The 12,537-nt window shown below is 68.3% G+C and carries 11 protein-coding genes; 5 read left to right on the top strand and 6 right to left on the bottom strand.

The window, feature by feature from the left end; genetic code table 11:
• Positions 1–17: 17 nt before the first annotated feature.
• Positions 18–740 (top strand): hypothetical protein, encoded by a 723-nt coding sequence (locus tag ABNQ40_RS15660; RefSeq protein ID WP_109049885.1) that lies wholly within the window; start codon positions 18–20, stop codon positions 738–740.
• Here ABNQ40_RS15660 and ABNQ40_RS15655 read toward each other — a convergent pair.
• Together ABNQ40_RS15655 and fliN are read right to left on the bottom strand one after the other, a co-directional pair.
• Complete coding sequence (locus tag ABNQ40_RS15655; RefSeq protein WP_109490933.1) at positions 721–1,974, bottom strand: diaminopropionate ammonia-lyase; 1,254 nt, start codon at positions 1,972–1,974, stop codon at positions 721–723. The genes ABNQ40_RS15660 and ABNQ40_RS15655 overlap by 20 nt on opposite strands.
• 165 nt (positions 1,975–2,139) lie before the next feature.
• The gene (fliN, locus tag ABNQ40_RS15650) at positions 2,140–2,442 is read right to left on the bottom strand and encodes a flagellar motor switch protein FliN (protein ID WP_014188019.1); all 303 of its coding nucleotides are present in this window, start codon (positions 2,440–2,442) and stop codon (positions 2,140–2,142) included.
• Positions 2,443–2,716: 274 nt separating this feature from the next.
• Between fliN and ABNQ40_RS15645 the strand changes: the two genes are divergently transcribed.
• Positions 2,717–3,559, top strand: a complete 843-nt coding sequence (locus ABNQ40_RS15645; protein ID WP_109049884.1) for a sulfurtransferase — start codon at positions 2,717–2,719, stop codon at positions 3,557–3,559.
• On the opposite strand, the gene murJ is transcribed toward ABNQ40_RS15645, so the two are convergent.
• Entirely contained in the window at positions 3,560–5,110 is a 1,551-nt protein-coding gene (gene murJ, locus ABNQ40_RS15640) for a murein biosynthesis integral membrane protein MurJ (protein ID WP_109049883.1), read from the bottom strand.
• Between the two features lie 131 nt (positions 5,111–5,241).
• On the opposite strand from murJ, the gene ABNQ40_RS15635 reads away from it, so the two are divergent.
• Complete coding sequence (locus ABNQ40_RS15635; RefSeq protein WP_109049882.1) at positions 5,242–6,024, top strand: alpha/beta fold hydrolase; 783 nt, start codon at positions 5,242–5,244, stop codon at positions 6,022–6,024.
• Positions 6,025–6,171: 147 nt separating this feature from the next.
• Positions 6,172–7,449, top strand: coding sequence for a phosphopyruvate hydratase (eno, locus tag ABNQ40_RS15630; protein ID WP_391347154.1), 1,278 nt, complete (start codon positions 6,172–6,174; stop codon positions 7,447–7,449).
• Between the two features lie 69 nt (positions 7,450–7,518).
• Here eno and ABNQ40_RS15625 read toward each other — a convergent pair whose 3' ends face one another.
• The 3 genes from ABNQ40_RS15625 to ABNQ40_RS15615 form a co-directional block, all read right to left on the bottom strand.
• Positions 7,519–8,595 (bottom strand): PHB depolymerase family esterase, encoded by a 1,077-nt coding sequence (locus ABNQ40_RS15625; RefSeq protein ID WP_109051459.1) that lies wholly within the window; start codon positions 8,593–8,595, stop codon positions 7,519–7,521.
• An 8-nt stretch (positions 8,596–8,603) separates the two neighbouring features.
• Entirely contained in the window at positions 8,604–9,596 is a 993-nt protein-coding gene (locus ABNQ40_RS15620; RefSeq protein ID WP_247879982.1) for a PHB depolymerase family esterase, read from the bottom strand.
• A gap of 295 nt (positions 9,597–9,891) precedes the next feature.
• Complete coding sequence (locus ABNQ40_RS15615) at positions 9,892–10,419, bottom strand: peroxiredoxin (protein ID WP_109051457.1); 528 nt, start codon at positions 10,417–10,419, stop codon at positions 9,892–9,894.
• A gap of 438 nt (positions 10,420–10,857) precedes the next feature.
• Here ABNQ40_RS15615 and ABNQ40_RS15610 point away from each other — a divergent pair, with 438 nt between their 5' ends.
• Positions 10,858–12,486, top strand: coding sequence for a type I secretion system permease/ATPase (locus ABNQ40_RS15610; RefSeq protein ID WP_247879981.1), 1,629 nt, complete (start codon positions 10,858–10,860; stop codon positions 12,484–12,486).
• Positions 12,487–12,537 lie beyond the last annotated feature (51 nt).

The raw sequence follows: 12,537 nt of genomic DNA, 5'->3' as shown, positions 1-12,537 counted from the left end.
GAGCGCGGGAGGGTGCGATGTCGGTGCGGAAGCTGCTGCGGAAGGTCGGGTTCGGTGCCGGTCTCGGTGCCCTGCTGATCGCAGGCGCCGCATTCGGCCATGCCGCAACCCAGCCGGACGGCCTGTCGCTCAACCCGGCCGGCTCGGCCCCTGCTGTCATCGGTCCCGTCACCGTCAATCCGGTGCCTGCGGCCCCGTCTTCGGAATTCCCCGACGCGGCGATGTCCCGCAACGACCAGGGCGACATCACCGTCCTGCGGCTGGACGGCATCATCACGCCGGGAGCGGAACGCAGCTTCCTCGACGCCCTGCACGCCCTGCCGGCCCGCCGCCCGCTGGTGATCGAGCTGTCCAGCCCCGGCGGCTTCACCGCCGCGGGATATCGGATGATCGATGCCGTCCTGGCCGAACGCAAGGGCGGACGGCCGGTCGCCACCCGGGTGCGCGACGGCGAGTCCTGCGAAAGCATGTGCGTCGGCCTCTATCTGGCCGGCTATCCGCGCTACGCCGCCCCGCGGGCGGAGTTCATGGTGCATGCCCCGCGCATGGCGGAGAATGGCCGGATGACCCTGCGCTCTACCCAGATGATGGTCGAACGGCTGGTGTCGCTCGGCGCCTCGCAGAGCTGGATCGAGCGGGTGAAGGCCGAGGGCGGCTTTTCCGGCGCCCGCGACCATCGCGAAACCGCCGACCGGCTGACCGCCGACGGCGCCAACATCGTCACCGACCTGCTGCGCTGAGCAGCCCGTCGGCGACCGCCTCCGGCGAGCGGCCGACGATCCTCTCATAGACCTCCGGGTCGGTCGCCCCCTCGGTCCCGAACACCAGCACCCGTGCATCGGGAACGAGGCCCAGCGCCAGCCTCACCTCCTCGTGCGCAGCGGCGCAGAGCAGCCCGGCCAGCCCGGCGACGCCCGATTCACCGCCCACCACCGGACGGCTGCCATGCCCGCCGTCCGCCAGCTTGCGCATGGCGGTGATCGCCCCCTCGTCGGGGATGGTCAGAAAATCGTCGGCGCCGCGCTCCAGAATCGCCCAGGCCAGCAGCGAGACCTCGCCGCAGGCAAGCCCCGCCATCACCGTATCGAGGTCGCCCTGAGCCCGCGTCGGCCGGCCGGCGACGGCGCTCTGGTACAGGCAGTCGGCGCTGTGCGGCTCCACCACCACGAAGCGCGGGCGCTGGCGTCCCCAGCTTTCCCACAGATGGCCGCAGACCGCGGCGGGCAGCGCGCCGACGCCGCCCTGCACGAAGACGTGGGTGGGCCGTTCGCTGGCGGGAAGCTGCGAGATCGCCTCCTCCACCATCACGGTGTAGCCCTGCATCACGTCGCGCGGCACATCCATATAGCCGGTGTAGGAGGTGTCGGAGACGACGAACCAGCCCTGTTCCGCAGCGTCGGTGGCGGCACGGCGCACCGCCTCGTCGTACGGCCCGTCCACCACCACCACCCGCGCCCCGTACGCCTCAATGGCGGCGCGGCGGCCGGGCGTACAGGCGGCGGGCACATACACCACGCAATTGCAGCCGAACACCTGCGCGCCCCAGGCGACCGAGCGGCCATGGTTGCCGTCGGTGGCGGTGGTGACGGTCAGCGTCCGCGTCACCTTGGCATAGCGGCCGACGACGAGGTCAAGCGCTGTCACCGGCACGCCGGGCACCCGCGCCGTCACCTCCCGCGCCAGCAGCCGCAGCACGGCGTACGCCCCGCCCAGAGCCTTGAAGCTGCCGAGCGCGAAGCGGGCGCCTTCGTCCTTGTACCAGAGGCGGTCGATCCCGGCCTCCCGCGCCAGCCCGGGAAGGGAACGCAGCGGGGTGGGCGTGTAGCCGGGCCAGGCACCGATCTCCGCCATCGCCCCCTCGAAGGCGGCACGGCTGAGGATCGCGCGTTCCGACGGGCCGTAGACCCGCTCATGGTCGGCATAGGGATTTGAAAAGTGGCGCGGCAGGCAGGGGGAGACGGCGGTGTGGGGCATGGCTTCGCTCTCCGGGCCGGCGACGCCGTCGGCGACGGCACTTCCCACGACCGGAGACAACGACACCAGAAGCCATCGCCCGCCGTCAAGACGCCAGCGCAAGCGGGGCTGCTACCGAATGAAGCATCGATAAAGGGAAGGCGCCGCAACAGGAAAAAGCTGCGGTCAGCGCTTCCATTCGCGGCTGGACTTGATGAAGTCGGTCAGGGTGACGCCGATCTTGTCGTCAATGATCGCAACCTCGCCGCGGGCGACCAGCACGCCTTCGACATAGACGTCGGTCGGGTCCTTCAGATGGCGGTCGAGTTCCACGACGGCGCCACGGCCCAGCTTCAAGAGGTCGCGGACGCGGAGCATGGCGGTGCCGATGACGACCTTGATCTCCACCGGCGCGTCGCCGATGGCGAAGGACGAGGCGTCGCCGTCGTTGGGATCGGGCGCGCCGAGCAGGTCGTCGATGTTGGCCATGGATGTCCAAGCTCCCGCGCCGGAAAGGGGCGCCTTCCTATACGAACGGGACATCCTACACCCCGGACGGGTTGGCCGGCAACGTCACCGACCGGCCGGGATTGCGACAAGATTGGGCTTTTCCCGCACCGGCGCTTCGCCCACACTGCTTCGCCCATACTGGCAGCCCGCCCGCCGCGGCGGGCATCCGCCGGCCTGCCGGGTAATCCGTTGCGACTGAGCAACGATCACGGTAGGGCAAGGCAACCGACCAACCGGAACCGGGTTCACCCTGATGACCGACAGCAGCATTTTCCCGCTTGTGGACGCTTCCTGGCTGACAAGCAGGCTCGACAGCCCCGGCATCGTCGTCCTCGACGTGCGAACCCCGCCCGCCGGCGGCTTCGTTCCGGGAGCGGTTCATTCCGACTACGCAACGGCCGGCTGGCGGACTGTGGTCGGCGGCGGGGCCGGTATGCTGCCGGAACCGGGAGTTCTGGCGGGGCTGATCGGCGGGCTGGGGATCGGCAACGGCGACCATGTGGTGCTGGTCGCAGCCGGCGCCAACGCTTCGGACATGGGCAACGCCACCCGCGTCTACTGGACCTTCAAGATGCTGGGCCACGATGCGGTGTCGGTGCTGGACGGCGGCTTCGCCGCCTGGGTCGCCGCCGGCGGACCGGTGACGCCCGAGCCGGCGGTGCGCAAGCCGACCAGCTTCGCCACCCATCCGCGCGCCAGCCTGCGCGCCACCGTGGAGGATGTCGAGGCGGCCGTGAAGGCCGGTGGCACGCCGCTGCACGACGCGCGGTCGGCCGAGCAGTTCGCCGGCAAGGCCAAGAGCCCGCAGGCCCGCGCTCCCGGCACCATCCCGGGTGCGGTCAACCTGGACATCGCCCCGCTCTTCTCGGCGGCCGAACACCGCTTCGCCACGCCCGACGCGGTGAAGGCGATGGCAGACCGGGCCGGCCTGCCCTTGCGCGACCAGCCCATCACCTTCTGCAACACCGGCCACCTCGCCTCGGTGTCCTGGTTCGCACTCAGCGAGATCGCAGGCGTGCCCGGCGTGCGGCTCTATGACGGCTCGATGTCGGAATGGAGCGCCGATCCGCAGCGGCCTTTGCAGACCGAAGGCTGATTAAGCCTTCGCCCGGCGGCGGCGCAGGCGGCTGAGGTCGCTGCGCCGCACCAGCCCCAGCAGCACGGCGGCCACGGCATAGACCGCCAGCCCGACCGCCGCCAGCACCAGCAGGCCGCCCAGCCGCTCCACCACGCCGGCAGCACCCAGCCAGGGGGCGAGCCGCTCGGTCGCCAGCCACAGGGCGCCCGCCATGGCGACGGCGGCGATGGCCATGCGCGGCAGGTTTCGGGTCAGCCGCGCATCCGCCCGGAACAGGCCGCGGCGATGCAGCAGCAGCGCCAGCAGCCCGGCATTGACCCAGGCGCCGACGGAGGTGGCGACCGCCAGTCCGACCTGGGCCAGCGGACCCATCAAGGCCAGCTTCAGCGCCACATTGATGCCGACCGCCGCCAGCGCCACCCGCACCGGCGTTGCCGTGTCGTGGCGGGCGTAGAAGCCGTTGACGAGGCTGCGGATCACCACGAAGGCCGGCAGGCCCAGCGCATAGGCCTGCAATGTGAGGGCGGAGGCCGCGGCGTCCGACGGGCCGAAAGCACCGCGCTGGAACAGCACCGACAGGATCGGCGTGCCCGCCACCAGAAAGGCGATGGCGGCCGGAAGGGTCAGCACCAGCGACAGCTCGATGGCGCGGTTCTGGCTGTCGACCGCGCCGGCCTCATCGCCGCTCTTGATCCGCTTGGACATTTCCGGAAGCAGAACGGTCCCGACGGCGATGCCGATCACCCCCAGCGGCAGCTGGTTCAGCCGGTCCGCATAATAAAGGTAGGACACTGCCCCGGTCGGCAGGGCCGAGGCGATCAGCGTGTCGGCGAACAGGCTGATCTGCGTCAGGCCGGACCCCAGCGCCGCCGGCCCCAGAACCGCCAGGAAGCGCTTCACGTCGGGCGACAGGCGCGGCATCACCGGCCGCAGGGCCATGTCGGCGCGCCTTGCGTCCCAGGCCAGATAGAGAAATTGCGCGACACCGGACGCCAGCACACCCCAGGACAGCGCATGCCCGGCCGTCGGCATCAGCGGCGTGCCGATCACCAGCGCCGCGATCAGGCACAGATTCATCAGGATCGGTGCGGCGGCGGCCGAGCCGAAGCGGCTCATGCTGTTCAGCACGCCGCCATAGAGCGACACCAGCGAGATCAGCAGCAGATAGGGGAAGGTGATGCTGGTGAACAGAACGGCCAGCCGGAACTTCTCCGGTTCGTCGGCGAAGCCGGGGGCGAAGACCGTCATGAATTGCGGCATGAAGGCCAGCACCGCCAGCAGCAGCACCAGCTGCACGATGACCAGCAGGGTCATCACCTCGTCGGCGAAGCGGCGGGCGGATGCTGCCCCGTCCTGCACCAGCTTGCCCGAGAACAGCGGCACGAAGGCGGAGTTGAAGGCGCCCTCGGCGAACAGGGCGCGGAAATGGTTCGGCAGCCGGAAGGCGACGAAGAAGGCGTCGGCGACCGGCCCGGCGCCAAGCAGCGCCGCGGTCAGCACGTCGCGCAGGAAACCGAGCACCCGGCTGGCCAGGGTCAGGCCGCCGACGGACAGGATATGACGGAACACGATGGCAGGGTCGCTTCTGTGATGCGGATGATGCCCGGCGGCATCCTAGCGATGCGGCCGCGTTCGTCATAGGATCGCGGCCCGCATTCGTCCAGAACGCATCTCATTCCCCCACGGTCGAAGGCCCCGACATGCCGCAGCAAGCCCTCCCCCTGACCTATCTGGAAGCCGGCGAAGCCAATGGCGGAACGCCGATGCTGGTCCTGCACGGCCTGTTCGGCTCGGCCCGCAACTGGCAGACCCTGGCCCGCCGCTTCGGCGAATCCCGCCGGGTCTATGCGCTCGACCTGCGCAACCATGGCGGTGCGCCCTGGTCCGAGGGCATGAGCTATCCGGAGATGGCGGCCGACGTGCTGCGTTTCCTCGACGACCGCGGCTTCGCCCGCGCCACAATCGTCGGCCATTCGATGGGCGGCAAGACCGCCATGGCGCTGGCGCTGGCCCATCCCGACCGGGTGGAACGGCTGGTGGTCGCCGACATCGCCCCGGTCGCCTACACCCACACCCACGCCCCTTACGTCGCCGCGATGAAGGCCGCGAAGCTGGAGGGCGTCACCCGCCGGCCGGAGGTGGAGGCGCAGCTGGCCGATGCCGTGCCGGAGGCGCCGCTGCGCTCCTTCCTGATGCAGAATCTGGTGCTGGAGAACGGCGCCTTCTCCTGGCGGATCAACCTCGACTCCATCGGCGCGAACATGACCGGGCTGATCGGCTTCCCCGATTTCGGCGGCGCCCGCTATGACGGACCGGCGCTGTTCATCGGCGGCGGCGCGTCGGACTATATCCGGCCGGAGCATCACGACGCCATCCGCCGCCACTTCCCCAAGGCGGAAATCCGCATGATCGACGGTGTCGGGCATTGGCTTCACGCCGAACGCCCGGCCGAATTCGCCGCGATGGTGGAAGGATTTCTCTGATTTACGGCTCGAATCCGCGCGTCTGCGCGGGGTTGTAAGCCGAAGCAGATATTGCATCGCCCGGACGTCGGGGCTATCAAGCCTGCGCGCCTTAAAACGCGGCCTGCGAGACAACGCGGCTGCCATTCCTCGAAGGATCGACCGATCATGAGCGTCATCACCGAGATTCACGCCCGCGAAATCCTGGACAGCCGCGGCAACCCGACCGTGGAAGTCGACGTTGCGCTGGACAGCGGCGCCTTCGGCCGCGCCGCGGTGCCGTCGGGCGCCTCCACCGGCGCCCATGAGGCGGTCGAGCTGCGCGACGGCGACAAGTCCCGCTTCGGCGGCAAGGGCGTGCTGAAGGCGGTCGAATCCGTCAACGGTGAGATCTATGACGCGCTCGCCGGCCTGGACGCCGACGACCAGCGCGGCATCGACCTTGCGATGATCGACCTGGACGGCACCGAGAACAAGAGCCGTCTCGGCGCCAACGCCATCCTGGGCGTGTCGCTGGCGGTCGCCCGCGCCGCCGCCGAGGATGCCGGCCTGCCGCTCTACCGCTATGTCGGCGGCGCCTTCGCCTCGCTGCTGCCGGTGCCGATGATGAACATCATCAACGGCGGCGCCCATGCCGACAACCCCATCGACATCCAGGAATTCATGATCATGCCGGTGGGCGCCGAGACCGGCGCCGACGCCATCCGCATGGGCTCCGAGATCTTCCAGTCGCTGAAGAAGAAGCTGAAGGACGCCGGCCACAACACCAACGTCGGCGACGAGGGCGGCTTCGCCCCCAACATCGGGTCGACCGACGAGGCGCTCGGCTTCGTCATGAAGGCCATCGAGGCCGCCGGCTACAAGCCGGGCGACGACGTCATGCTGGCGCTCGACGCCGCCTCGACCGAGTTCTTCAAGAACGGCAAGTACGAGTTGGCCGGCGAAGGCAAGTCGCTGTCGCCGGAACAGATGGTCGCCTACTGGGCCGATCTGGCCGGCCGCTACCCGATCATCTCGATCGAGGACGGCATGGCGGAAGACGACTGGGAAGGCTGGAAGGCGCTGACCGACGCCATCGGCAACAAGGTTCAGCTGGTCGGCGACGACCTGTTCGTCACCAACCCCAAGCGTCTGGCCCAGGGCATTAAGCAGGGCGTCGCCAACTCGATCCTGGTGAAGGTCAACCAGATCGGCACGCTGTCGGAGACGCTGGAAGCGGTCGACATGGCGCACAAGGCCGGCTACACCGCCGTTCTGTCGCACCGCTCGGGCGAGACCGAGGACAGCACCATCGCCGATCTGGCGGTCGCCACCAACTGCGGCCAGATCAAGACCGGCTCGCTGAGCCGTTCGGACCGCCTCGCCAAGTACAACCAGCTGATCCGCATCGAGGAGCAGCTCGGCGTCGCCGCCCGCTTCGCCGGCCGCGGCATCCTGAAGGCCTGATCGCCCCAGGGTAAGGAAAAGCCCCTCTCCGGTCCGCCGGAGAGGGGCTTTTTTATGCAGAGGGGGCGTTCACTCCCCGGCGAGCGCGCCGATCATCTTGCGCACCGCGGTCATCTGGAAACCGCTCTTGCGGGCGAAATCGTAGCCGGTGTAACCGAACCAGTCCCAACAGGCCTTCGGGTTGGAGGTCGGCTTGGCGGCGCCGTCGATCTGCGGATACAGCACGACGATGTTGTTGACGTCGGCCCAGCGGTTGTAGCCGGCATTCACGGCGAAATGGTCGCCGATCAGGTTGGATGCCATCTGGCAGCCATGGAAGGCGACATGGATGCGGCAGGTCTGCGTGCCACCCTCGCAGGCTTCCGGAACATAGATGTAGCCGGTCTTGGACATGCCGCTGCGGCTGGTGTCGCCGACGAAGGGCGCCTGGTTGAACAGCTGCGGTTGGCGGGCCGCGGCGGGAGCGTTCGGGGTCCTGGCGTCGGAATAGAAGAAGCGGACGATGGCACCTGCCTGATCGTACTGGCAGTTGTTGATGTATTCGCTCTTCTCACCCTCCTTCGGGATGAAGTCGCAGGCGGCGCCATAGCCGTCGGTGATGTAGGCATGGGCCGCCTTCGGCAGCTTCACATAGGAGAGGTTGGCCTCCGCCACCCCCAGCGCCCGGTAGAATCGGTCGGTGGCGTCGGCGACCGGCCGCTTCACCGTCACGTCGCCGTCGCCGTTGAACAGGTAGATCTTCGACTGCGCCATGTTGGACAGCGGGTCGATCTCCTTCGCCTTCTCGCGCGCCTTGGCGTTGGCGACCAGGGCATCGACATCGGGTGCGCCCATCGCCACATCCATGCAGCGCTTCAGCGCCACGATTGCCGTGGCGACGCCACCTGTCGACACCTCGGCGCAGTCGTAAGGACCGCCGGCGACGAGCCCGGCCGCCTTGACCAGCCCCGAATAGGCGACCTGGAACTGCCCGGCCATGTAGGCGCCCGACGAAATGCCCGACACCGTGGTCTGTGCCGGGTCGATCTTCAGCTTCAGATCGGACAGCCTGATCTGGGCGCCGCTTTGGGCAGCCACGGGAAGCGGGGCCAGGACGAGGAGCACCGCAAATACGGTCTTGAGAATCGCTTTGTTTGAAATGGTCATGAATAGGGTCACCTTTGCCCTGCGAGGGTTGTCAACATGGCGTGGACAGCGGCGATCTGCGCCCCGCCCTTCGTCGCGAATTCCGTCCCGGTCCTGCCGACCCAGTCCCAGCACGCAATCGGGTCCGCGGAATTGCGCGGCGACAGCTGCGGGTAGAGCACGATCAGATTGTTGTTGGCCGCCCAGCGGTTGAAGCCGGCGCCGGTGGTCACGGCATCGCCGACCTCGGCCACGGACTGGCGGCATCCGTGAAAGACGATGTGCACGGCACAGGCCGCTCCGCGCCCGCAGGCGGGCGGCACATAGACATAGCCGGCGGAGGCCAGCCCCGTGCGGTCCGGATCGCCGAACGGCGTCTGGTCGAAAGGAATGGCTGCCGGCATGTCGGGAGCCGGCGGGTTCAACCCGCCATAGATGTGCGACAGGATCCGGCCGGCCTGGTCATAATCGCCGCAGGCGTTGACATAAGGGCTGCGGTTGGCGTTGCAGTCATTGGCCCCGCCCGGCGCAATGAAGCCGTTGCCGGCATCTAGCCCGGTTTCTACCCGGATCTGGTTCGCCGGCACATGGGCGGCACGATAGAAGGCCTCCGCCTCATCCACCGCCTTGCGGTTCACCACCATGTCGGCGCGGCCGCTGAACAGGTAGACCTGTGCCTGCGCCAGCCGGTCGAGCGGGTCGATGGCACCGGCCGCCGCCAGCGGCTGGGCCGCCTCGTAAAGCGGCTGGCCGCGCGGCCAGAGCGGATTGCCCTGCATGCAGGCCGCCGCCAGGAGTGGATTTTCGGCTGCGCAGAGATAGGGACCGCCGGCCACCAAACCGACGCCGGCCATCTCGCCCGAATGGGCGACGTGGAACTGGAGCGCCATGAAGGCGCCGGCCGCCAGCCCCGATACCGAACTCTTGGCAAGCACCACGTTGTGCGGAGCGAGCGGCGGCGCGGTTGCATCGGCCCTGGCCGGAGCGGCGCCGAACGGCGACACCAGCGCCAGCACCGCCATGAAAAATACAACCAGAAAACACCGGAGCGGCCGATTTTCTGCCACCTGCTGCACCCCATCCACCAGAATCTCTGCGGAAGGTAGCAAGAGAACAGGGAATGTCTAACAAAAAGCCTCAAGGTATTTCTGATGCACGCACATGCACGACCATGCGCAACCCAGCCCCGGCGGCGGGTGCCGGCGGGGCTTCGGGCAGCCATGGAAAAGGCCGGCGGAGCCGCCGCTCCGCCGGCCTTGTGCCGTCAGTCCGAAATCACTCCGCCGGTCGGGCGGGCCGGGCACCGAATCGGGCTGCTCAGCTCCGCAGGAAAGCGAGCACATTCTCCGGCGAGGATTCGCCGTAGGGATCGCCGTTCTCGCCCTCGTCGTTGATGCCCGGCTCCTCGAACCACTTCTCGATGACGCCGTCCTTCACGACCATGGCATAGCGCCAGGAACGGAAGCCGAAGCCAAGACTGTCTTTGTCGATCAGCATGCCCATGCGGCGGGTGAAATGGCCCGACCCGTCGGGGATCAGCTTCACCTTTTGCAGGTTCAGGCTCTTGCCCCACTGGTACATGACGAAGGCGTCGTTGACGCTGATGCAATAGACCTCGTCGATGCCCAGAGCCTTGAAGTCGCCATGGAGACGCTCGAAGGCCGGGCACTGCTCGTTGGAGCAGGTCGGCGTGAAGGCACCGGGCAGCGAGAACACCACCACCCGCTTGCCCTTGAACAGCTCGTCGCTTTGCACGTCCTGCCAACGGAACGGGTTGGGTCCGCCGACGCTCTCGTCGCGCACGCGGGTCTTGAACACCACCGAGGGGACCTTGCGCCCTTCCATCGTCATCTCCGGCTGTGGTTGGGGTGGACCGGCAAAACCGCCACCCGCCGGCACGATAGCGGTAATGCCCTGCCCCTCCAACCGGCCATAGGGCATGCCCCCTCCGCCAAGTGACGGGACCAGCAGACCCGAAGGAACAAACAATACCGAGGTAATTCTGCGCAAAAGTGGTGGCATCCGGTGGCAATCCTGTGACGTCCCCGAATGTTAAGGTCCCATTTACCAAGATCGCGTTCTCTGGTCTCGCCTGCATCCAGTGGGCACTGCGCCGACCGGTGACAATTGGAGGGCTGTTTTATGCCTGTTTCGACCAAGTCCAACTCTATGCGACAGCCCGGCAATGATAAGCCGGAAGCCTCATTCAATCGCGGTTATTTCACCAGGATACTTGTTAGTACATTTATCTTCAGCGCCACCATCAATGCACTGATGCTGGCCATGCCGCTTTATTCGCTTCAGGTGTTCAGCCGCGCCATCCCGTCGGGCAATTACGATACCCTGGCCATGCTGACCGTCATCGTGGTGATGGCGCTGACGCTGAGCGGTCTTCTGGAGATGGTGCGCTCGCGTCTGCTGGCCCGTGCCGGCAACGCGCTGGAGGTGCGGTGGCGCCGCCGGCTGACCGCCGACGCGCTGGATGCTGCCGGCCGCGGCCGACCGGACAACGGCCCGCTCGCCGACCTGATCGAGCTGAAGGGCGCCTTCTCGCGTCCGTCGCTGCCGGCGCTGATGGACCTGCCCTGGGCCCCGCTCTACGTCATCGGCATCTACGTCATCCACCCGATGCTGGCGCTGGTGCTGGTCGTGTCGATGCTGATCATGGCGGTGATGGGCTGGATCGGCTATGTGGCCGTCAAGGACATCAACGACGAGAGCAAGCTGCCGGCCGGCCGCGCCCAGAAGCTGTTCGAAGCGCTGGCGTCGCGTTCCGACACCGTGCGCGGCCTGCGCATGGGCAACGCCTCGCTGGACGCCGTCAACCGCGACTTCCTGACCGCCAGCGCCATGCAGGGCCAGGGCTATGAGCGCAGCGCCGCCATCGGCGCCGCCACCAAGTGGGTCCGCATGGTCCTGCAGATCGCCGTGACGGGCATCGGCGCCTGGCTGGTGATCGAGCAGCACCTGTCCTTCGGCGGCATGATCGCCACCTCGATGCTGGTCGGCCGCGGCCTCGCCCCGATCGAGCAGACCGCCGGCGCCTGGGGCGGGCTGGTCCGCTCCGCCCAGGCCGTCCGCCGCCTGCTGCCGCTGCTGAAGCGCCTGTCGCGTGAGCCGGAGCGTCCCTCCGTGCCCGTCGAGAGCGAGCGCCTGACCGTCGAGAACCTGCTGTTCGTCTCCCCCCGCGACCAGAAGCCGATCCTGCGCAGCGTCACCCTGTCGGTCGAGCCCGGCGAGACCGTCTGCATCGCCGGCCCCAACCGGTCGGGCAAGTCGGTGCTGGCCCGCCTGCTGGCCGGTGTCGCCCTTCCCTCGGCCGGCACGGTGCGGCTGGGCGGCCTGTCCGTCGCCACCCTGACCCCCGACAGCCCCGACCAGGGCATCGGCTACCTGCCGCAGCAGGTCGACCTCCTGCCCGGCAGCATCGCCGACAACATCGCCCGCTTCACCACCGCAACCCGCGAACAGGTGGAAGAGGCTGCCAAGGCCGTCAGCCTCCACGAGTGGATCGAAAGCCTCCCCATGGGCTACGAGACCGAGGTCAACGACCCGCTGTCCCCGATCACCGGTGCCAGCGCCCGCCTGATCGGCCTTGCCCGCGCCGCCTTCGGCCAGCCGCCGCTGCTGGTGCTGGACGAGCCGACCGCCGGCCTGGACGAGCTGGGCATCAAGGCGGTCCGCGCCTTCGTCGCGGCCAGCAAGGAGCGCGGGGCGACCACCATCGTCATGACCCACGCCCCGATCTTCGTCGATATGTCCGACCACACCTACGTCCTGAAGAACGGCATGGCGATGGAGCTGCCGCGTCCGGAGCAGCAGCAGGCCCAGCCCGGCGCCGTCAACCTCGCCCGCCTCCGCAATCTCGGCCCTCAGGGTCCGTCCGCCGCCACGGCAGGGGCCGCCGGCTGACCGCCGGCACCGCCCTCCAGTCCTGAGCACCCGGCACGACCCGACAGAGCC

This window comes from Azospirillum sp. A23, assembly GCF_042938965.1.
In the GTDB taxonomy this organism is placed as follows: domain Bacteria; phylum Pseudomonadota; class Alphaproteobacteria; order Azospirillales; family Azospirillaceae; genus Azospirillum; species Azospirillum melinis.
Note: the sequence above shows the minus strand (reverse complement) of the source record. Positions and strands in the feature narration are given on the sequence as shown.